Origin of the sequence: Streptomyces sp. NPDC002588 (assembly GCF_040295925.1) — a bacterium.
In the GTDB taxonomy this organism is placed as follows: Bacteria; Actinomycetota; Actinomycetes; order Streptomycetales; family Streptomycetaceae; genus Streptomyces.
The window spans coordinates 19105-39569 of the sequence record NZ_JBEOWF010000062.1; the positions used below are offsets into that span (position 1 = coordinate 19105).

A 20465-nucleotide genomic window follows, 5' to 3' on the forward strand; every position below is an offset into this window, starting at 1 on the left:
CGCGTCACAAGGGGCCCAGCCTGTGGGTGGGCTGTTGTTGGGCGGTTTGACGGGCTTCGAGGTAGGCGGTCCAGTCGGTTGCCGCTCGGCGCCGCCACTGCTCGGCGGTGACGGTGTGGAGTCCGAGCAGTGGTGCGAGGACAGCCGGCGGCAGGTCCTCGGCGAGCTGAACCAGTGCGGTGGTGCGGGCTGGCCGGACGGGGATGTGGTGGGCGGCCAGGCGCCGGGCCAGGGCGGGCCCGGAGAGGTGCTGGCCGGGGCGGTTGCCGGGGAAGAGCCAGCGGCGCGGTGAGTTCGCCGCCCAGCCGGAGGGCGGCGGCTGGGCGGCGAGTTCGGTCAGGAGGAGAGCCGCGGGTTCGGGCAGGCGGATGGGGGTTCGGGCGAGGACGAGCACCGGGTGGGATTCGACCTCGGCCAGAGCGGTGGTGGGGAGGGCCGCGATGCGTGCAAGGTGCTGGCCGAGCAACAGGAGTATCGCGCCGGCAGCTCGGACGTCGAGGGGAAGGACGGTGTCGTTCAGGCACTGGTGGAGCAGCTCCCAGTGGGAGTCCTCGTCGAGGCCGACCGGGTCGCCTTTGGGACGGTGGGGCACGAGGAGTGGGTGGCTGTGGCCGCGGAGCGTGTGGTCAGAGGAGGGTGGATGCGGTTCCATCCTCTTGACGGTTCGGGATCACGTGTGACGGTCTGGCCGGCCAGGTCAGGAGTCCTGATGTGCACTGTCGGCCGGCACGCACTGCGCATAGGCTCCCTGCCTTATGAAGGTGCTGATCTCTGTTGACATGGAGGGAATCTCGGGGATCGTGCATCCCGCCGAGACAAATCCGGATCGCTACGACTACGAGCGAGGCCGTGCGTTGATGACGGCCGAGGCGAACGCCGTGATCGCGGGCGTCCTCGACGCCGAGCCCGCGGCTGAGGTCTGGGTCGCCGACGCTCACGGGCCTTTCCGTAACCTGCTGCCGGAGGAACTCGACCGGCGGGCTCGTCTGGTTCGTGGCAAACCCCGCCCCATGGGCATGCTCGGTGGGCTCGACGAGCACACCGACGCGGTGATGCTCGTCGGCTACCACGCCCGAGCTGGTGGCGGCCCAGCCGTGCTGGCACACACCATGAGCGACGCCATCCTGGACGTACGCGTAGACGGACGTTCCTTGGGCGAGATTGGCCTCAACGCTGCCATGGCCGGGCATTTGGGTGTGCCGGTCGTGCTGCTCAGTGGCGATGACACCGCCTGTGCCGAACTGTGTGATCTGGTGCCCTCGGCTGTCACTGTCGAGGTCAAACAAGCCCTCGGTCAGGCCGCCGCCGTGGCACTGCACCCCGAGGAAGCCCGAGAACGTCTGCACCAGGCAGCCGTCGAGGCTGTCAAGCAGCGAGCGCTCGTCACGCCACTCGCCCTTGCCGGACCGCTTGTGGTTGAGATCGATCTTTACGGCCCATACATGGTTGACCTGGCGACACTCGTGCCGGGTGTCTCACGCGCTGAGGGTGGCCGGACGGTCACCTTCACCGCCGCCGACTTCGCCGAAGCCTACCGGCTGGTCCTGCTGCTCGTGCAGCTCGCGAGCATTAAGCCCGGCTAAGAACTCCCTGACAGAGGCTGGGGCAACCTGGTTGTGCCCGAAGATCAGGTTCAGCACTGTGAGCTCTGGCAGATGCGTTCAGGCAGAGCAGAGGGGGCGCGATGGAGCTGATCGGTCTCTCGGACGGCGACAACAGCTTCCGTGTGCGTGTTCTGGGGCGTCGGTCGCCGGGTGTGCTGCATCTTCACGACCAGCTCGATGCCGAGGTCCCAATCGCGAGCAGCTTCGTCAGCGGCCGACCGGCCATGTCCCTGTTCCCTTCCGACTTGGAGGACTGGTCGCGCGCCTTGGACCTGCTCGCTGCTGGTCAGGACATTTGCTGGAGAGACGACGACCACAGCCCCGAGATCAGGATTCAGCCGCACAACGAAGAAGCATGAGACCGCTGCTGTACGCGTAGAGGACCTGGGCAGCTCGTGCGTCTCCGTCTTCCTGCCCATGAAGCTCGATGAGGGTTGGATCGACGAGCAACGCAGGTTGCTTGGGTTGGTACGGAAGGAGTGGCCGAGCGAGGTCCTGCAGCTGGCACCGGGTGTCCATGAGTGGTGCCGCTGAACTGCCGCCAGGCGTCTCCAGCAGATGAGCGCGTATCCGAGGATGAGGAAGGCTTCGTGGATGTCGTCCCGGATCTCCCAGCGGATGCGTAACCGGCGGAACCAGTGCAGCAGCGCGAAGCTCTGCTCGACCACCCGTTGATGCTCTCGATCCGTGGTTCCGTCGAGTCGTTTGCTGGATGACAGGAATGCCGACGGCTTTGAGGTGGCGCCGCAGAAGACCTTCGACGCTCGTGAGGGCAGACTCGGCGGCAGCGCAAGGGGATGCGGCGACATGCGCGCCGTCTCACTCCTGCCGTAGTTGCCCTCGCGGGCGTTGGTGTCCGTGTCCGCATCTTGGCGGGCTTGCCTGCGCTGAACCGGGGGTGACGCGTGGGGTGTCAGAGCTCTGGCCTAGCCTTCGCTCACCGGCTACAGGGCCGGTACAGGCCGCACACAGCGGTCCCAAGCCCTTGGGGGGTTCGAATTACCGTGCGTATTCGCACACTTCCGGCCGCCGTCGCGACGGCAGCTCTCTTCAGCTCCGCGGTGCTGACCACTGCCGGCCCGGCGGCCGCCGACACCAGCGTGCCGATCAGCGTCGGTACCGTGAACGACACCGTCGTCGACGGCGCCCACCAGCACCTCTACATCAGCGGCGACAGCACGATCTCCGTCGTCGGCTACAACGGCCAGGTGCTCAACAAGCTCGCCGGCCTGCCACAGGTGGCCGATCTCCAGCTGAGTCCGGACGGCAGCACCCTGTACGCCGCGGTCACCGGAGCGGACAAGATCGTCGCATTCGACACCACGACGCTCACGCAGACCGCCGAGTACCCGACCGGCGCCGGGACGGCGCCGCGCTGGATCGCTCTGACCGAGGGCCGGATCTGGTTCGGCTACGGCGACCAGTGGGACTCCGGACTCGGCGAGGTCGACCTGACCGCCGACCCGGCCACGGTGACCCTCGACCTCGCCGGCGACCACGACTTCGCCAGCACACCGAGACTGTTCGCCGACCCGGCGAACCCCACCACCCTTGTCGCCCTGGACCCCGGCATCAGCAGCGGTCCGATCATCGTCTACGACATCTCCTCCGGCACCCCGGTCATCCGCGTCGCCGCGGACGAGGGCGGCTTCTACCGGGACGGCGCGCTCACCCCGGACGCACAGTCGATCGTCGTCGCCGGGCCGGGCAACCGGGCGGTCACCGAATACCGGCTCTCCGACCTGCAGAAGGTGCACGAGTACCCGGTCAAGGACGAGCCGGAGACCGTCAGCGTCGCCCCGGACGGCACGGTCGCGGCGACCGCGCTCGACACCGAGAACACCGGCGACACCTACGTCTTCCCCGGCGGCGCCGACGCCCCCGCCAGCATCCGCAACCTGTCGGGCTCATGGATGCCGTGGGGCGGGCACTCGACAGCCTGGTCGGCGGACGGTACGAAATTGTTCGTGCTGACCGGGTCCTCGGACTCTAGGCAGCTGCAGACCGTCACCGAACCGCGCAAGTACGTCACGAAGCTGACCGTCGACGCTCCGGCCACCGGTACGCGTGGCAAGACACTCACCGTCAAGGGCACGGTAACCACCGGCCTGAAGCTGCCCGCCGGCACCCTGCTGAACGTCGTGCGCACCGACCTGCTGTCGCCCTCGGGCAAGTCGCTCGGCACCAAGACCTTGGGCGCGAACGGCACGTTCTCCTTCACCGACGCGCCGCCGGCCGGCAGCAAGGTGCGCTACACGGTGACCTACGCCGGGGACTCCTCGCACACCCCGGCATCCGCCTCGGACACCGTCACCGTCTCCCGCGCCACGCCCGCCCTGACGCTCACCAACAACAAGAAGGCGTACGACTACGGCAAGAACGTCGTCTTCACCGCCCACCTCGGCACCACCTACAGCAACCGCACGGTGGAGATCTGGGCCGACCCCTACGGCGGCGACAAGCCGAACAAGCTCCTGAAGACCGGCAAGACCGACACGCACGGCAACTTGTCCGCCACCGTCACCATGTCCCGCGACACCGCCGTGACCGCCGTCTTCAAGGGCGACGCCCGCTACGCCGGCCGAACCGTCAAGTCCACCGCCTACGCGCGCGTGAAGATCGCCAGCTCACTGTCCAAGTACTACCGCACCGGCACAATCGGCTCGACCCGCTACCGCTACTTCCACAAGAACACCGACGCCGTCCTGACCACCACGATGACCTACTACAAGGGCCGCAAGGAGCGCCTGGACCTCCAGGTCTACTCAGGCGGCAAGTGGTACACCACGGACTCGGAGTACTTCTCCCTGGGCACCAACGGCAAGTCCATCGTCAACCTCGGCCACCCCGGGAGCTCGGGCATACGTGCCCGGGTGCGCACCTCGTACATCGACCCCACCTCGGGCGACAACGTGAACACCACCACATACGGCGCCTGGAACTACTTCTACTTCAGCAGCTGACCCAGGCCGGACAAGGGACGAGGGCGGCGGCGCGCAGGACGCGCCGCCGCCCTGACCGCCCATGCCTCAACGTCGGCACATCAGACCGGCCACGAGCACCCGACGGGACCGGCAGCCAAGCGTGACTCTGTCGGGCATCCCTGCTATTCGGTGATGTTGGGGTTGCTGCGCAGGATGTCCTCGGTGGTCTGCCAGAGCCCGGGCAGGAACCGGGTCACCTCTTCGGCCCGGTGGATGAGGTCACGGGTGGCGCTGATGCCGAGATCGGTGACGGCCGCCTGGAATGCCGGCGCGAGGGCTTCGTGCAGTTGGGGGGCATCGGCGGCCAGGATGGTGTGACAGCGGGCGAAGGTCGCGATGATCCAGAAGACGGCCTCGTGGTGGTCGCCTGAGTCGATGAGCCTCTGGCTTCCGTCAATCGCGATCGGCCGTGCGGTGGGCGTGATGTCGCTGCTGAAAAAGAACGGGGTCTTCGCCACTTGGACGGTGACGTCGAACGTCGTGGCGAGTTCACGCAGATGGTGCTGGACACGCTGCGCGGGCAGGTGTGAGCAGCCGAGAAGGTTCAGAAGTTCCGGGTAGCGGCTGAGGTGGCCGTAGTCGGTGAGGACCTCGCGAGCGGCCAGATAGCGCAAGCGGACGGTGGGGTTGCGCAGGGCGGCGACGAGAAGGACGTGGCAGGTCACGCCGGTAGGGAATAGCCAAGAGATCACCTGCTCGTGGAACGGCGCCGAGGTGTCGATCGCAGCGAGGCGGGTCTCGATCCGCTGGCGGGCATCCTGGCATCTGCGACGGACCCAGGGTCGGGCGGCGAAGTGGCGCGAGATGTGTGCATGCAGTTTGCGCAGATCGCCGGTGGGGTCATCGATGATCGCGTCAGCGCGGAAGCTGCACCGCCGGGGTGGGCAAGACCGCCTTGGCCGTGCACTGGGCTCACCGGGTACGGGAAGCCTTCCCCGATGGGCAGCTGTATGTGAACCTGCGCGGATTCGTCCCCGGCGGTTCGATCACGGCCCCGGCCGAGGCGGTCCGGTGGTTCCTGGACGCCTTGGGGGTGCCCCCGGCCCGCATCCCGAACGGCCTGGAAGCACAGGCGGGCCTGCACCGGAGTCTGCTGGCCGGCCGGCGGGTGCTGGTGGTACTGGACAACGCCCGCGACGCCGAACAGGTCCGCCCCCTGCTGTCTGGCCCTGATAACCAGCCGCAACCACCTCACCGGCCTGGCCGCGGCCGAGGACGCCCACCTGCTGTCCGTCGACCTGCTCACCCCCGGCCAGGCCCGGGACCTGCTGACCGGCCGCCTCGGCCCCCACCGGGGTCCCAGTGGGAACGGAAGGGAGAACCGGCGTGGCTGTCAAAACTTCTGACAAGGCGTGAGCGGGGCTGCCAGTGTGGGGCGGGTGAGCGACGACTTGCCGTTGCTGATCAGCGCGCCGCGTCCGCGCACCGCCGAGACCGCCGCCCGTTTGCTGAGCCCTTCCATTTCAAGGGCATAGCCGGCCGTTGGACGATGTCAGCGAGTCACACGATTTGGATGATGTGCTTTCCGCGGACGCCGCCGGCCTCCAGGGCGCGGTGCGCGGCGGCAATGGAAGCGAGGGGGTGAACAGTGTCCACGACCGGACGGATATCGCCGTTCTGTGCGTACCGGGTCAGTTCGGCGAACAGCTCGTGCCCTGGGTTGCCACTGAAGAAACGCACCCGTCGGGAGCCGTGGACGCTGGAGCCGAGCAGATAGGAGACGCTTGTGGGGAGGTTCTCGAGATCGAAGGCGATGGCTACCATGCGTCCGCCCGGGGCCAGTAGCCGGCGGTAGGCGGGGTGCTGTGTGCCGACGGTGTCCATGATGACGTCGAATGCGCCAAGTTCTTGTGGGCGGGTCGTCGTGTAGTCGAGTACCTCGTCCGCGCCCAAGCCGCGAACGAAGTCGAGGTTCTTCGGGCTCGCGAGGGCGGTGACGTGAGCGCCGAAGACCTTGCCGATCTGGACTGCGACGCTGCCGACACCGCCACTGGCCCCGCGCACCAGGAGGCGTTCGCCGGGCCTGAGACGCGCCTTGTCACGCAGGGCGGTGATCGAGGTCGTTCCTCCTCCGAGCAGGGAGACAGCCTCCACCGGAGTGAGATTGCCCGGGGCCAGAGCTATCTGCTGGGGGCGGACGGCCACGTACTGCGCCGCGCTGCCGGACTTCGTCCGCCCCAGGAAGCCCCACACCCGCTCCCCCTCCCGGATACCGGGCACCGAGGGGCCGACCTCAGCGATCTCGCCGACGAAGTCGATCCCGGCGCGCTGTGGGAAGCGGCGCCCCGTCACCAGGCGCATCTTCCCAGCCCGGCCCGCCAGTTCGCCGCCGTTGACGCTGGCCGCGTGGACGCGGACCAGCACCTCACCTGGCTCGAGATCGGGCACGGGCACCTTGCCCTCGTACAGCACCTCCGGAGGGCCGTACCTGTCATAGAGGGCTGCGCGCATCTCGTTCACGGCGTCGTCCTGTCTCTGTCTCGGGAACCATGGGCGGAAGGGACCTCTCCGCTGACTCACCCAAGCTAACGCCGTAAACGGGCGACACCTTCCACTTGAGTTAATGTGAGAGACATGCCTGTTCAGCACTCTCGGAAACCGGGCCGACCACCCGCTTCCACCGATGAGCCCCCGCCACCCACCGCCGGTTCAGGGCTGCGCGCCGACGCCCGGCACAATCGCAACCGCATCCTCGAAGCCGCCCGCAAGGCATTTACGACCCAGGGAATCGACGTACCCCTCACCACGATCGCCCGCCGCGCCGGAGTCGGCGCCGCCACCCTCTACCGGCACTTCCCCACCCGCGTCTCTCTCGTCACCGAAGCCTTCACCGAACAGTTCGCCCGCTGCGCCGCCGTCCTCGACGAGGCACTGGGAGACCCCGACCCCTGGCACGGGTTCTGCTCGTTCATCGAGAAGGTGTGCACCATGCAGGCCACCGACCGGGGCTTCACGGCCGCGTTCCTCTCCCGGTTCCCCGACGCCATCGACTACGAGCGCGAACGTACCCGCGTGGAGAACGACCTCGCCCAGCTGGTGCAGCGCGCCAAAGACGTGGGGCAACTGCGGGACGACTTCGACCACACCGACATCACGCTCGTGCTACTGGCCAACAGCGCCGTTGTCGGAGAGTCACAGCAGGTCTCGCTGGCCGCGTCCCGACGTCTGGTCACGTACCTCCTCCACTCTTTCCGGGCCGACCAGACCGAACCCTTGCCCCCGCCTGCACCGCTGGGACTGCACCACATCCACCAGTCCCCACCCCGCCACTAGTGGCAGCGCGTCGCAGGTCCTTCGCCGGCGAGTTCGAGTACCGCCGCCACGGCACCGTCTCCATCGTCGCGGCCATGAACGTGGCCACCGGACAGGTGATAGCCCAGCGCATCGCCCGCAACGATTCGGTCGCCTTCATTGAGCCTATCCCAGTAAGGGGTCGTCGCTCGCTGTGATCGCGAAGCCGGCACTGTGGTCCCGCAAGCCCGAAGTCCGGGTAGTCCGTGCGCTGTCGCGGATCGCGTGGGCTGGCCGGGCTCGCAGCTGCGGCGAGGGACGCAGGGGCGGCCGTGGGTGTGGCAGTGGGTCGGGCCCGGTCAGCCCCAGAGCGTCTTGACATCGGCGGCGTTGGCACGGCCTTGATGGCGACCGGCCTCGGCCGCGGCCTGGGCGCGGTTGGGGTCGTAGGGATTGGGGCCGATGGCGTCGCGGCTGGCGTCGTCGGGGATGACGAGGAAGGCGCGGGCGCTGTCGTTGAGGCGGGCGACGTCGTCCTGGGCGCTGGGGATGCCCGCGTGGCCCTCGTACATGGGGGCGAGGACGATGATGCGGTCGTGTCCGGCTGCCAGGGTGGCGTTGGCGGCGGAGACCATCCCGGCGTCGATCCATTCACGGCCGTTGAACTGGACGCTGGGCCAGATGCCAGGGACGGCGCCGCTCGCGGCGGTGGCGGTCTCGATGGAGACCCCCGCGTGCGGGCCGAGCAGTTCCAGGCGGCCGGTGTCGGCGTCGGTGACCGAGACCCGCATATTGGCCGGCCACTGCGTGGTGCGCAGCCGGGCCCGGACGACGGCGCGGCGGGTCTCGGCGTCGACGCTCGCGCCGTACTTGCGGGCCACCCGGCCGAATCCGGCGCCCACCGCTTCGGGATCGCCCGCGCCGGCGCGGAACGCCTCGATCCAGCCCTCGTAGACGCCGGGGTCGGTGCGTATGACCGGTTCGTGCTCGCCGACGTGGGCCTGGTCGGTGAAGAGGGCCTCCCAGTCGGTTCCCGAGGCGTAGTTCATGCCCACGATCGAGCCGGCCGACGTGCCAATCACCGTGTCTGCGCCACGCAGGTCGACACCCTTGTCGAGCAGTCCGGCCAGTACGCCGATCTCCCATCCGATGCCGGTGATGCCACCGCCGCCGAGGACGAGTGCACGGGTCGTGGTGGTGAAAGCCATGGCGGCAACCTTTCCGAGAATTATTATTTCCGATAATGCACGTTACCGTAATGGCATGGAGAACGCGCACCGCGGTCGCCCCCGCAGCTCGGACATCGACCGTCTGGCCCTTGAACACGCCTTGGCCCTCCTGGAGGAACGCGGATACGACGGGCTGCGGATGAAGGATGTCGCCGAATCCGCCGGGATCGGCCTCGGCGGGCTCTACCGGCGCTGGGCGGGCAAGGAAGAGCTGGTCATGGCGGCCCTGCGCGCGGACATGTCCCAGCACGCAGCAGGGGGCACAGGAGACCCGCTGGTGGAACTGACCGCCTCGGTGGAGCGCATCATCGCGGCCGTGCCGCGAGGGCTGGGCCGGCTGGTCGCCGCCTGCCTGAGTCAGCCGGACTCCGAGCTGGCGCGCGTGGCGCGGCAGGCCAAGCTCACGCCCATGGCCGACGGGCTGGCCACCCGGCTGGAGAACGTGTGCGGGTCCGGGCCGGACGTGCGGCGGCGCGCCGAGAGCGGCCTTTCCTACCTTCTGTGGAAGAGCGCCCTCGACGAGCAGCCCGCCCACACGGACTCTCTGCGCAACGAGGTCCTGGCGATCATGGGTGTGACCGTATAGCGGCGTCATCCGGCTGCACCGGGCCGGTTCGCGGGCGAGTTCATCGACGCCCTGCAGAAGAGGCTCCGGGCGGCCCTGACCCGGTTCGATACCGCGCTGGAGGAGGGCTCGACCGGCGGGGTGGAGATCGTCCGCAAGCACGGCGAGCCGTGGATCAAGGTCTCCCCGCTCGGCAAGCAGGAGGAGCCGGAGAACCTGGCCGCACTCAAGGCCGAGATCGAGCGCCGCTGGGGGACGATCGACCTGATCGACATCCTCAAGGAGGCCGAGTTCGCGGTCGGTTTCAACTCCGAGTTCACCTCGGTGGCCAGTCGGGAGGCAGTGCCGCGCGAGGTGCTGCGGCGCCGGTTGCTGCTGGTGCTGTTCGCGCTGGGCACCAACATGGGCATCAAGCGGGTCGCGGTGACCGGCAAGCACGGCGAGTCCGAGGCGGTCCTGCGGCGGGTGCGGCACCTGTTCGTGAACCGGACCAACATGCGCGGCGCGCTGGTGAAGCTGGTGAACACCACCTTCGCCGCCCGCGACGCCCAATGTTGGGGCGAGGGCACCGCATGCGCCTCGGACAGCAAGAAGTTCGGCTCCTGGTCCTCGAACTTCATGACCGAATGGCACCAGCGGTACCGGGGCCCGGGGGTGATGATCTACTGGCACGTCGAGCGGAAGTCGGTGTGCATCTACTCCCAGCTCAAGAACTGCTCGGCCTCCGAGGTCGCCGCGATGATCGAGGGCGTGCTGCGGCACTGCACCGAGATGGTGGTGGACCGGCAGTACACCGACACCCACGGCGCGTCCATTATGTGGACAGTTCAAGTTGATCATCCTTCGGTGTGTCCTTGAGAGCGTCGATGAGTTGGCCGAATTCGGCCAGCCCTCTTCAGCCGGCTGGCGACCGCTCGCGCGGGGCTGGTCCCTGGGATACGAATTTGAGGGTGATCACTCGCGCCATGCAGAGTCCGGAGGGCCCGTGACATCCTGTGGCTGTGCTTTTGAGTGATCATGTGAGCAGTGTCGAGCTCCGCCTGCTGCGGTATCAGTTCTCCGAGGTCCGGGGTGACTCATACGACGACAACTGGCTGGTCGTCGGCGGAATGGTGACGACTTCCGAGGGCAGTTGGTCCTTTGCCGATCCTTGTCTGCTGACTCATGAAGCGCATCAGATGTCCGCTTGGTTGCGCGAGGTGGCCGCGGGGACGGTGGCTGTGACAGGACCTGACGCCGAAGGCTGGCTGTCTCCGGACACGTGGTTCGTCGAGCCGGTCCTGGCCGTCAGCCTCGCCGATCGAACCGACAGTGGGGCGGTGATTCGCGTTCACCTGTCCTTGGAGGCGGCACCCCCGTGGCAGCACGGCGATGACCGAGCGGACATCTACCAATACGTGGTGGAGGTACGAGTGAATGCGGCTGCGCTGCTTCACGCAGCTGACCAATGGGACCTTGCACTGCTTTCCTTCCCGACTCGCTGATCAGCGGTGATCCTTCTCCGGGGTGTCGGTGGGGTCTTCGAGGGGCTGGCCGAGGTCGTTCAGGAGCTTCTCGATGCGGCCGGCGGTGCAGTGGTGACGCTCGACTTCGCGGGTCCAGCCGTGGTGGGCGGCGTCGGTGGCGAGGGCGTTCTCGACCTTGCGTCTTGCCCGTAGCCGCGGTGCGTAGGCCGGGGTCGTGACAAACTTCGCGCAGGTCAGGTAGAGATCGCACTCGCAGGGCCCCTCGGCCGGGAGCCGCAGGCAGTGTCCGAGTTCGAGTTCGGTCTTGAAGAAGTTCGTCTTCAGCCAGTCGACGGCCTCTTCCGGCAAAGCGCCCGACTTCAGCTCCTCGGAGGCGGGTCCGGCGATGTTGGCGCCCGACGCGAGGACGGCCTTGTAGTCGCGGAGGACTTCCTGGTCGCTGATCTGCGCATAGACGAGGGCCATGGACACGCTGGAGTGCCCGAGTACCTTCATGATCGTGTGGAGTTTCGCGCCGCGCTCGGCGAGCTGTGTGCCGACGGTGTGACGGAAGCGGTGGGCGGTGACGGTGCCACGGCCGGTGCCGCCTCGACCTCCGGGGCGGACCAGTCCAACGGCCTTGCAAGCGGCCTGAATCGGGGTCTCGAACAGGTAGTACGTCGACAGCAGCTTGCCATGCTGCATGAACAGATAGCGCACCGGCTGCCCGGTCAGCTCGTCGGTGAAGGGCCGTTCGCGGCCCTGTCTGCGCAGGGCGATGACCTTCTGGAGGGCGTCCGCCGCGTCATCGTGCAGGGGCACGACGCGCTCCTTGTAGGTCTTGCGGGCAGGCAGCCGCAGCCGGGCGGTGCCGTCCGGGTAGCGGTCCAGGCAGTCCAGGGGCAGGCGGCGGATCTCGTCCCGGCGGGCTCCGGACCAGCGGGCGACCAGCAGGGCGGCACGCTGGAAAGGGCAGGCGATGGTGTCGATGACGGGCATCAACCGGTCCAGCTCGTCGTCCGGGATGAACCGGGGGACCTTGATCGGTGACTTCGGCGAGTCGCCGGGGCCGATGAGGCTGTGTCCGGGGACGTCGTCCCACTGCCATGCTGCGGTGTCGCGGAAGAACTGGCCCAGGCCGGAGGTCCGCTGGATCCGGGAGATGACGCCGAGGGGTTTGCCGGTCCGTTCTGTCGGTTCCTCGGCGATGTGCTGGAGCCAGGCGAGGCAGTGCTCGCGGGTGACATCGGCGAATGTGACGATGTCGGGGTGGTGTTCGCCGAGCCAGTCGCCGAAGCGGCGGACCGCGAGTTCCAGCTTGTCCACCGTGACCGGGCGGTCGGTCAGTCTCCGAGCGGCGAGCCACTTCTCGGCGACGGTCTGCATCCGCGGCGGCAGCACCAGTGGCGGTTTCCACGAGGGCATCAGCTTGCGGGGCTGGGTAGCCACCTGTCCGCGGTGGAAGAGTACGACCTGGAGCTGGTGGAGGTGGGTGACCCAGTTCTTGGCGGCGCCCTCCAGATACTGCTGCCGGGACGGGTAGAAGCGCTCCAGGTCCGGGTGGTCGGCGAAGAACCGGATGGCCTGGAGAGCCTCGGCGATGTGGTTCTCGGTGATCGTGGTGACGTCGAAGACACCGGTGTGCAGGGCGATGCGACTGACCGCCCAATGCATGGCCTGGCGTGCGGAGTTCGGGTTGAATCCCAAGCCGATCGCGTCGTCGACGAGTTCCTTGGCCCCCAGATCGATGCCCAGAGCGGCGGCCGGCTCGACGATGGAGAGCTGCCCGGGCGCGAACAGCCACGGATAGTCGAACGTCGTGTAGCCGCGCAGTCCGAGATAGACCAGGTAGGTGCGGGCCCGGAAGGACACCGGGTAGGACGGGCGATGGAAGGACTCACCGTGCAGCCGGCCGGCCCGTTCGACCAGCGGGGCACCGAACCAGCTGGTGAGCTTGGGCCAGCGGTCGATGAACTGGCGCCGGAACCTCAGCTTCTGAAGCTGGTACTGCCGATTGCCGCCCCGGCCCCGGACGTAGGAACGCCATTCCTCGTCAGGGCAGTGCCGACGGCGCCGCCGCTGCTGCTGCGGAATGGCCCCGAAACTGGCCAGCATCGCGGCCGTGGACACACCCTGCGACCTCACTTCGCCCCCTGCGTGGGTGCGTCGTTCCTGACCAGGGCGCGGTTGTACTCGGCGACCACAGCCGGATCGGAGACCCGGGTGTAAATGCGAGTCGACTCTGGAGAGGCATGACCGAGTCGCTTCTGCAACGTGAGCTCCCGCATCCCGCCCTCCCACATGCGTGTGGCGTGGGTGTGACGCAGAGCGTGCGGGGTCACCCACGGCTCGCGGATCCCGGCCCGGGCGCAGGCACGGGCGAACATCCGCACCAGCCCGTCGTAGCCAAGCGGCTCCAGCCTGCGGGCGCCACGGCCGCCGATGAGGAACACCAGCGGGCTCTCCGCGCCGGCGGGGCGGTCGCCCATGACATAGGCGCTGACCGTGGCCAGGGCCTCGGGCTCGTGCAGGTCGACCACCCGCTCGTATCTGGACTTCGACCGTGCGCCCTTCGGGTGGTCGTCGCGGTGGCGGACCACTACACGCCGACGGCCGTAGGCGATGTCCTCCAGGTGCAGCCCGAGGGCTTCTCCGGGACGCAGGCCGCCTTGGAGCATCAGCAGCACCAAGGCCCGGTCGCGCACCGAACGCAGCTCGGCGAGCAGGGCCTCGACCTGGACGTCGTCCAGCGGGCGGGGCAGGGCCTGGACCGTCTTGACCCGAACCGCGCGCCGGACGGGCCGCTGGCGGCTGGCCCGGCCCATGCACGGCCGGTGACGTTCGGAGACCCTCTGCAGGGCCGGGTCGGGGCGCTTCTCGATCGGGTTCGCGCGGTCCAGCAGGCCAGCGAGGATGGCGTACTCGTAGAAGGAAGACACCGCCGCCAGGATCCGGTTCACCGTGGTCGCCGCGAGCTTGGTGGCCGGGCCGTCCGTATCGACCGTCGCGACGGTGAGCACCATGCGCTGGCGCGGACGGCGAGAGGGGACCGTGCGCAGGTACTCCAGCAGCGGGATCGCGTGCGCTGGAGCGAACACGTCCCAGGTCAGGCCGCGCTCACCGAAGAACCGCCACAGGTGCCGGAGGTCGTACGCATACGACACGAGAGTGTTCGGCGAACAGTTCCTCGCACCGAGGAAGCGTAGGAACCCCGAGACGACTTCGATCGGCTCATCAGCGTCGTCGAGCAGCTCGACGACGTGCGAGCCATCCTCGCGACGCTGGTCCAGGACCCGCACAGCCACCTCCGGAACAGCCCCGACTGACGGCCCATCCGACCGCTCCTCCGGGCTAACGGGACAGGAGGTGTCCAGGTAACAACATTCGTCGGGTTCGCGTTCGCGCACATGCTCGGCTTCAACCTGCTGCCCCGGTTGAAGAACGTGGGCTCGGCCCGGCTGTGCCGGCCGGCCGCCGGCGAGGACGAGACGTGGCCGCACCTGGCGCGGTGCTGTCCAGCAAGACGATCGACTGGGAGCCGATTCGCCAGTAGTACGACCAGATCGTGAAGTACACCACCGCGCTCCGCGTGGGCACGGCGGAGGCCGAGCAGGTGCTGCGGCGGTTCACCCGGGGTGGCCCGAAGCACCCGACCTACCGGGCGATCGAGGAGCTGGGCCGGGCGGTGCGGACGGCGTTCGTCTGCGACTACCTGGCCGACCCGGAGCTGCGGCGGGAGATCCACGAGGGTCGGCAGGTGGTGGAGAACTGGAACTCCGCCAACCACGACCTGTTCCACGGCAAGGACGGGGACCTGACCGGCGCCGACCGGGAGAGCCAGGAGATCTCGATGCTCGCCCTGCACCTGTTACAGGCGGCCCTGGTCTACCTGTTGACTGAACTACCGGAGGAGTTTGCCCAGTTCAGCGGACATCTTGGGAAGCGGGTGACTATGGTCCCGCCCCGTGATCGAGAGAGATGCGCAAGGGTGGGATCTGCGGACGTTGGTCGTACCGCGGGTCGGGTCGCTGGTGGAGAGCGGCGACATATGGGAGCCGTACCGATTGCTTGATCCGGCTGGGACGGTCGTTGAGCCGGTCTCGGTGTACCTGAAGGACTTGCAGGCCAGTGGACGGCCCCCGACGACGCAGCGGTCGTACGCGATGGACCTGCTGCGCTGGTTCCGGTTCCTGTGGGCGATCGGGGTGCTGTGGGATCACGCGACCCGGGATGAGGCCCGGGATTTCTCCCGCTGGATCCAGCTCAGCGACAAGCCGCGACGGGCCGGTGCTCCCGCCACGTCGGCGGTCGCGAATCCGGTGACGGGCAAGGTGGGGCCGGGCCGCAAGTACGCGTCGACCACCCGCGGGCATAGCGAGACCGTGCTGCGCGGCTTCTACGACTTCCACGCCGACGCCGGGTCGGGGCCGATGGTCAACCCGTTCCCGCTGGCCCGACGGGGTAGACGGGCCAATGCCCACCACAACCCGATGGACCTCTACCGTAATGAACGGTCGGGACTGTACCGCCCCGGCATGTTCAGCGAGTGCCACGCTGCATCCCGGACGAGAAGTTCAACGAGCTGTTCGCCCAGCTGGGCTCTCACCGGGACCGGGCGCTGGTGGCTTTCTGGGTGTCCACGGGCGCTCGGGCGTCGGAGCTGCTGGGCGCGCGCTACGGTGACGCTGACCCCGGCCAGCAGCTGATCACGGTGGTGCGCAAGGGCACGCGGGCGATCCAGCAGTTGCCGGCTTCGCCAGACGCCTTCGTATGGCTCCGGCTCTACCAGGCGCAGATGCACGACCTGGTGCCCGCAGGTGTCGACGATCCGCTGTGGTGGACGCTGCGGCGCCCGTTCCGGGAGCTCGGCTATCACGCTGCCTACCGGATGTTCAACCGGGCGAACGCCGCGCTCGGCGCCAACTGGTCGTTGCACGATCTGCGGCACACCGCCGCCTACCGGATGGCCCGCGACCCCGACATGCTGCTCACCGACGTGCAGTGGGTCCTCGGACACGCCCATCTGAGTACCACTCAGCTCTACCTGACGCCGCTCACGGAGGACGTGGTCGCGGGTGTGCTCGCGCACCACGCTCGCCGGTCCGCGGGCACGTCTACGACGCCCATTGTATCGACGGACGAACCCTCGGCGCTGTCGTATCGGCCGGAATCACTGAACGTCCTCTTCGGGGAGGGGACCGCATGACCACGCAGGCGCTGACCGCGGAACGCTCCACCCACCGGCTGCACAGCCCGGAGGTGACGGCGCTGCTGAAGAACTTCCCGCCGCGCCGTGCCGGGCAGCGGTGGGAGGCCACCGAGCAGTCACGTGAGCAGGTGAGAGAACGACTGCTCACGCCGCCGTTCCGGCTGGCGTCCTCGGCCCCCCAGTCCCGCCGAAGGACCGGCCTGACCAAGACCCTGGCGTGGCTGGAGCAGTTTCCCGGGCAGACCTGGCAGGAGCGCTGGAACGCCAGCGGCGCGGATGCGGCCGGCAACATCGCCTGGCGGCAAATGGCCATCTCCTGGCTCCAGTCCACCGGCTGGTCCTACCAGGACCCGAAGAAGGACTTCGACGTCCTGGGCAGCGGCATCCTGGTGCTGATCAGCGGTGATGTCATCCGGCCCAGCCTGCCGTGGTTGCTCACTCCGGGAACCGTGCAGATACTGACGGCCGAGATGGCGCGCGCCCGCGACCCGCGCGGGTTCGCCGCCCTGGCGGCCGTCTGCCGGACCGACCCCGCCAACGCCCACACCAAGAACGGCGCAATGCGCCGGATCGCCACGATGACGGCCGCCAAGGGCGGCACAGTCCACGACATCACGGTCGGCGACTGCTTGGAGCTGGCGGAATTCCTGAGCGCCCGCGGCAGCCGCTCGACCGATACGAGCCCGTACTACTACCAGCTGCTCCACACGATCGGGGCTCTCCCGGAAGGGGCCCCGGCCACGGTCCGAATCTTCAACCCCAAGAACCTGGGCCAGATCAGCATCGAGCAGATGATCGACCGCTACCACCTCGCCTGCCGCCCGGTCCGGGACCTGCTGGTCGACTACCTGCGGGAACGCGCCCCCGCGCTCGACTACACCTCGCTGCGAACAGTCGCCTTCGCCCTGGGCAAGTTGTTCTGGAAAGACCTGGAGGACCACCACTCGGGGATCGACTCCCTCCGCCTGGCACCCGACGTCGCGGCAGCGTGGAAGCGCAGGGTCGCGACGAAGACGATCCGCCGCAAGACCGCCGACGGCGACGTCGTGGAGGAGCAGGTCCCGCGCGGCGACCACGGCATGAACTACCTGGCCCTGGTCCGTGCCTTCTACCTCGACCTCGCCCAATGGGCCATCGACGATCCCGCACGCTGGGGTGTCTGGGCGGCACCCTGCCCCGTCCGAGAGGAGGAGATGTCGCGCAAGAAGGAACGCTCCGGCCGCAAATCGCGCATCGATCAGCGAACCCGGGAGCGACTGCCCGTCCTGCCGGTCCTGGTGAAGACGGTCGACACGGAACGCCGACTGGCAGCTGAGCGGCTGGCCGCAGCCCAGGCCGCCGCTCCAGGGGCGGACTTCGCGGTGGCCGGACAGCGCTGGCACAGGCCCCTCAGCAAGAACCCGACGGCCAGGGTCTGGGCCGAGGATCCCGAGACCGGGCGCCGCCTCGACCTCACGCAGGAGGAGCATCGCGCGTTCTGGTCCTGGGCGATCGTGGAAGTCCTGCGGCACACAGGCCTCCGCGTCGAGGAGCTGACCGAGCTCTCCCACCACAGCCTCGTCCAATACCGGCTGCCCGCCACCGGTGAACTCATCCCGCTGTTGCACATCGCCCCGTCCAAGACCGACGCCGAGCGTCTGCTCGTCATCTCCCCGGAGCTCGCCGACGTGCTCAGCACGATCATCAGCCGCGTCCGTGACACGAAGGGCGCCGTTCCCCTCGTGGTCTCCTACGACGGCCACGAGCGCGTCTGGAATCCTGCGATGCCGCTGCTGTTCCAGCGCCACTTCGGCGTGGAGAACCGACCGATCCCGGTCAGCGGGATCCGGCAGATGCTCAACGACGCGCTCTCCCGCACCGGACTGACCGACACCAACAACCGGCCGCTGACGTTCAGCCCCCACGACTTCCGACGGCTGTTCATCACGGACGCGATCATGAACGGCATGCCGCCCCACATCGCCCAGCTCGTGGTCGGCCACCGCGACATCAACACCACCATGGGCTACAAGGCGGTCTATCCCGAGGAGGTCATCAACGGCCACCGCGCGTTCATCGCCCGCCGCCGTGCCACCCGCCCCAGCGAGGAGTACCGAACCCCCACCAACGAGGAGTGGGAGGAGTTCATCGCCCACTTCGAACGCCGCCGGGTCGCCTTGGGCGACTGCGGACGAGCCTACGGCACCAGCTGCATCCACGAGCACAGCTGCCTGCGATGCAGCCTCCTGCGGCCCGATCCCGACCAGCGCCCCCGCATCGAAGAGATCCTCGACAACCCGCGCGACCGCATCGCCGAAGCCGAACGGGAGGGATGGCTCGGTGAGGTCGAAGGGCTCAAGGTCAGCCTCGCCGGCGCCATGCAGAAACTCGCCCAGCTCGACGAGCGGGCCCGCCAGACCACCACCGTCAACCTCGGCATACCCGCGTTCCGCGACATCGCCAGCCGCACAGTCACCGCGAGCAAGGACCCCTCATGACGCCCTCCGACGACCAGCCGCACCGACGCCTTCGGGCTCACGCCCGCGGAGTGCACAGCTCGTCGGAGATCCTCCTGGGCCGACGGCACCGCCGTACGCGGCGAGCCGCCGCTTCGAAAGGAGGTCGTCCGTCCACAGCGGACGGCAAAAGGCACAGGCAAGGAGGTTACCCACTCCTTGCCATGCTCAACATATAGCGCACCGGGGGGCTTGCGGCAAGACCCCCGACGTGCCGCAGAATCGCCGGTCGAAGCCAGAACCTACGGAAACGGGTGTCGCGAAATGCGTGTGTTGTTGTCGACGTATGGGTCACGCGGGGACGTCGAACCGCTGGTGGGACTTGCGGTGCGGTTACGGGGACTCGGCGCGGAGGTGCGGGTGTGCGCGCCGCCGGACGAGGACTTCGCGCAGCGGTTGGGCGGTGTGGGCGTGCCGCTGGTGCCCGTCAGCCGGTCGGCGCGGGCTTGGACGAAGGAGGCCCCGCCGGCATCGGGCCTGCCGCAGCGCGCGGCCGAGGTGATCGCCGGGCAGTTCGACGCGGTCACCGCGGCGGCCGAGGGATGCGACGTGCTGGTGGCGACAGGGATGATGCCGGCCGCGGCCGGAGCGCTGTCGGTGGCCGAGATGCTGGGCATCCGGTCCGTGTCCGTGACCTTCCAGCAGCTCACCCTGCCGGCGCCGCACCGCCGGCCACTGGCGTATCAGGGGCGGCCGTTCCCGCCGGAGGTGACCGACAAACGGGCGCTGTGGGATCTGGACGCCCAGAACATCGACGCGCTGTTCGGCGAGGCGCTCAACACGAACCGGGCGGCGGCCGGTCTGCCCCCGGTGAAGCACGTCCGCGATTACGTCATCGGCGACCAGCCATGGCTGGCGACGGACCCGATCCTGGACCCGTGGCAGGAGACACCCGACCTCGACGTCGTTCAGACCGGCGCGTGGATCCTGCCGGACGAACGCCCGCTCCCGGCCGAGTTGGTGGCGTTCCTGGACGCCGACGCGCCACCGGTGTACGTGGGCTTCGGCAGCATGCCGATGCACGCCTCGACGGACGTCGCCCAGGTGGCCATCGAGGCGGTCCGCGCGCAGGGCCGCCGCGTCGTCATCGGGCGCGGCTGGGCGGACCTGGCGCTGATCGACGGCCGGGAGGACTGCTTCGCCATCGGCGAGGTCAACCATCAGGCGCTGTTCGGTCGGGTGGCCGCTGTCGTGCACCATGGCGGCGCGGGTACGACGACGACGGCGGCGCAGGTCGGCGCCCCCCAGGTGGTGGTCCCCCAGTTGGCGGATCAGCCGTACTGGGGCAGCCGGGTGGCCGAGTTGGGCATCGGCGCGGCACACGATGGTCCAACTCCGACCTTCGAGTCCCTGTCGGCCGCGCTGAGGACGGCCCTGATCCCCGAGACCCGCGCACGAGCGGCTGCCGTGGCCAGCACGATCCGTACCAACGGGGCGACGGTGGCCGCGAAGCTGCTGCTCGACACGGTCAGCGGAAAAAGGCTGGCAATGTCCGTGTGAACCACGCCGGATCGTCGAGCCAGGGAAAGCGTCCGGTGCCGCCGCACCGAACTCCACGGCGCCTTCATCTCCTTCGCCTGCCGCCTCATCTGCTGGCGACACCTCAAACGAGCCCAGCCGTGATCGCGTTACGAGCTCGTAGTTCAGAGAACACGTGAACACCCTGCTGCTGCGGGAGGTGCTGGCCGAGCCGAAGTGGGTGG

At 68.5% G+C, this 20465-nt stretch carries 19 protein-coding genes and 2 pseudogenes; 15 read left to right on the forward strand and 6 right to left on the reverse strand.

The features are described 5' to 3' along the window. Positions 1-4: 4 nt before the first annotated feature. On the reverse strand, positions 5-592 hold the full coding sequence (locus ABT057_RS44310) for a hypothetical protein (protein ID WP_352350169.1): 588 nt from the start codon (positions 590-592) through the stop codon (positions 5-7). A 163-nt stretch (positions 593-755) separates the two neighbouring features. Between ABT057_RS44310 and ABT057_RS44315 the strand changes: the two genes are divergently transcribed. The 4 genes from ABT057_RS44315 (at position 756) to ABT057_RS44335 (ending at position 4567) form a co-directional block, all read left to right on the forward strand. Then, positions 756-1583 (forward strand): M55 family metallopeptidase, encoded by an 828-nt coding sequence (locus ABT057_RS44315; protein ID WP_352350171.1) that lies wholly within the window; start codon positions 756-758, stop codon positions 1581-1583. Positions 1584-1684: 101 nt separating this feature from the next. Further along, complete coding sequence (locus tag ABT057_RS44320) at positions 1685-1963, forward strand: DUF5959 family protein (protein ID WP_352350173.1); 279 nt, start codon at positions 1685-1687, stop codon at positions 1961-1963. Between the two features lie 25 nt (positions 1964-1988). Further along, positions 1989-2138 (forward strand): DUF5959 family protein, encoded by a 150-nt coding sequence (locus ABT057_RS44325; RefSeq protein WP_352350247.1) that lies wholly within the window; start codon positions 1989-1991, stop codon positions 2136-2138. Between the two features lie 470 nt (positions 2139-2608). Next, positions 2609-4567 (forward strand): Ig-like domain repeat protein, encoded by a 1959-nt coding sequence (locus tag ABT057_RS44335; RefSeq protein WP_352350175.1) that lies wholly within the window; start codon positions 2609-2611, stop codon positions 4565-4567. Between the two features lie 143 nt (positions 4568-4710). Here the strand turns inward: ABT057_RS44335 and ABT057_RS44340 are convergent, their stop codons facing one another. Beyond that, complete coding sequence (locus ABT057_RS44340) at positions 4711-5253, reverse strand: hypothetical protein (RefSeq protein WP_352350177.1); 543 nt, start codon at positions 5251-5253, stop codon at positions 4711-4713. A 209-nt stretch (positions 5254-5462) separates the two neighbouring features. Here ABT057_RS44340 and ABT057_RS44345 point away from each other — a divergent pair. Then, positions 5463-5883: pseudogene (locus ABT057_RS44345) on the forward strand (SARP family transcriptional regulator); the annotation flags it as partial. 205 nt (positions 5884-6088) lie between these two features. Here ABT057_RS44345 and ABT057_RS44350 read toward each other — a convergent pair. Continuing rightward, positions 6089-7048, reverse strand: a complete 960-nt coding sequence (locus ABT057_RS44350; protein ID WP_352350179.1) for an NAD(P)-dependent alcohol dehydrogenase — start codon at positions 7046-7048, stop codon at positions 6089-6091. Positions 7049-7162: 114 nt separating this feature from the next. Here ABT057_RS44350 and ABT057_RS44355 point away from each other — a divergent pair, with 114 nt between their 5' ends. Then, a complete protein-coding gene (locus ABT057_RS44355; protein ID WP_352350181.1) occupies positions 7163-7861 on the forward strand; it encodes a TetR/AcrR family transcriptional regulator in 699 nt (232 codons plus the stop codon). A gap of 317 nt (positions 7862-8178) precedes the next feature. On the opposite strand, the gene ABT057_RS44360 is transcribed toward ABT057_RS44355, so the two are convergent. Beyond that, positions 8179-9027, reverse strand: a complete 849-nt coding sequence (locus ABT057_RS44360) for a patatin-like phospholipase family protein (protein WP_352350183.1) — start codon at positions 9025-9027, stop codon at positions 8179-8181. A gap of 55 nt (positions 9028-9082) precedes the next feature. On the opposite strand from ABT057_RS44360, the gene ABT057_RS44365 reads away from it, so the two are divergent. The 3 genes from ABT057_RS44365 (at position 9083) to ABT057_RS44375 (ending at position 11097) form a co-directional block, all read left to right on the forward strand. Beyond that, a complete protein-coding gene (locus ABT057_RS44365) occupies positions 9083-9634 on the forward strand; it encodes a TetR/AcrR family transcriptional regulator (RefSeq protein ID WP_352350185.1) in 552 nt (183 codons plus the stop codon). Positions 9635-9754: 120 nt separating this feature from the next. After that, entirely contained in the window at positions 9755-10471 is a 717-nt protein-coding gene (locus ABT057_RS44370) for a Tn3 family transposase (RefSeq protein WP_352350187.1), read from the forward strand. A 143-nt stretch (positions 10472-10614) separates the two neighbouring features. After that, positions 10615-11097, forward strand: a complete 483-nt coding sequence (locus ABT057_RS44375) for a WapI family immunity protein (protein ID WP_502974068.1) — start codon at positions 10615-10617, stop codon at positions 11095-11097. Here ABT057_RS44375 and ABT057_RS44380 read toward each other — a convergent pair whose 3' ends face one another. Both ABT057_RS44380 and ABT057_RS44385 read right to left on the reverse strand, forming a co-directional pair. Further along, the gene (locus ABT057_RS44380) at positions 11098-13203 is read right to left on the reverse strand and encodes a site-specific integrase (RefSeq protein WP_352350191.1); all 2106 of its coding nucleotides are present in this window, start codon (positions 13201-13203) and stop codon (positions 11098-11100) included. It lies immediately after the preceding gene. Further along, positions 13200-14357 carry a tyrosine-type recombinase/integrase gene (locus ABT057_RS44385; protein ID WP_352350193.1) on the reverse strand — a complete coding sequence of 386 codons (1158 nt, stop codon included), beginning with the start codon at positions 14355-14357 and terminating at the stop codon, positions 13200-13202. Before ABT057_RS44385 ends, ABT057_RS44380 begins: the two co-directional genes overlap by 4 nt. Before the next feature lie 108 nt (positions 14358-14465). Between ABT057_RS44385 and ABT057_RS44390 the strand changes: the two genes are divergently transcribed. The 6 genes and pseudogenes from ABT057_RS44390 (at position 14466) to ABT057_RS44415 (ending at position 20262) form a co-directional block, all read left to right on the forward strand. Continuing rightward, a complete protein-coding gene (locus ABT057_RS44390; RefSeq protein ID WP_352350195.1) occupies positions 14466-14627 on the forward strand; it encodes a hypothetical protein in 162 nt (53 codons plus the stop codon). Further along, the gene (locus ABT057_RS44395; RefSeq protein WP_352350197.1) at positions 14624-15130 is read left to right on the forward strand and encodes a Tn3 family transposase; all 507 of its coding nucleotides are present in this window, start codon (positions 14624-14626) and stop codon (positions 15128-15130) included. The genes ABT057_RS44390 and ABT057_RS44395 overlap by 4 nt, the downstream gene beginning before the upstream one ends. A 91-nt stretch (positions 15131-15221) precedes the next feature. Further along, positions 15222-15308, forward strand: a pseudogene (locus ABT057_RS44400) (site-specific integrase); the annotation flags it as partial. Between the two features lie 296 nt (positions 15309-15604). Then, the gene (locus ABT057_RS44405; RefSeq protein WP_352350199.1) at positions 15605-16264 is read left to right on the forward strand and encodes a tyrosine-type recombinase/integrase; all 660 of its coding nucleotides are present in this window, start codon (positions 15605-15607) and stop codon (positions 16262-16264) included. Beyond that, positions 16261-18744, forward strand: coding sequence for a tyrosine-type recombinase/integrase (locus tag ABT057_RS44410; protein ID WP_352350201.1), 2484 nt, complete (start codon positions 16261-16263; stop codon positions 18742-18744). Before ABT057_RS44405 ends, ABT057_RS44410 begins: the two co-directional genes overlap by 4 nt. A gap of 282 nt (positions 18745-19026) precedes the next feature. Next, positions 19027-20262 (forward strand): glycosyltransferase, encoded by a 1236-nt coding sequence (locus ABT057_RS44415; protein WP_352350203.1) that lies wholly within the window; start codon positions 19027-19029, stop codon positions 20260-20262. Positions 20263-20465: the final 203 nt, after the last annotated feature.

Excerpts from the sequence above, each read along its gene's own strand:
- ABT057_RS44315 (WP_352350171.1), top strand. The coding sequence starts at position 756 with ATGAAGGTGCTGATCTCTGTTGACATGGAGGGAATCTCGGGGATCGTG.
- ABT057_RS44320 (WP_352350173.1), top strand. The coding sequence starts at position 1,685 with ATGGAGCTGATCGGTCTCTCGGACGGCGACAACAGCTTCCGTGTGCGT.
- ABT057_RS44355 (WP_352350181.1), top strand. The coding sequence starts at position 7,163 with ATGCCTGTTCAGCACTCTCGGAAACCGGGCCGACCACCCGCTTCCACC.
- ABT057_RS44360 (WP_352350183.1), bottom strand. The coding sequence starts at position 9,027 with ATGGCTTTCACCACCACGACCCGTGCACTCGTCCTCGGCGGCGGTGGC.
- ABT057_RS44365 (WP_352350185.1), top strand. The coding sequence starts at position 9,083 with ATGGAGAACGCGCACCGCGGTCGCCCCCGCAGCTCGGACATCGACCGT.
- ABT057_RS44390 (WP_352350195.1), top strand. The coding sequence starts at position 14,466 with ATGCTCGGCTTCAACCTGCTGCCCCGGTTGAAGAACGTGGGCTCGGCC.
- ABT057_RS44410 (WP_352350201.1), top strand. The coding sequence starts at position 16,261 with ATGACCACGCAGGCGCTGACCGCGGAACGCTCCACCCACCGGCTGCAC.
- ABT057_RS44415 (WP_352350203.1), top strand. The coding sequence starts at position 19,027 with ATGCGTGTGTTGTTGTCGACGTATGGGTCACGCGGGGACGTCGAACCG.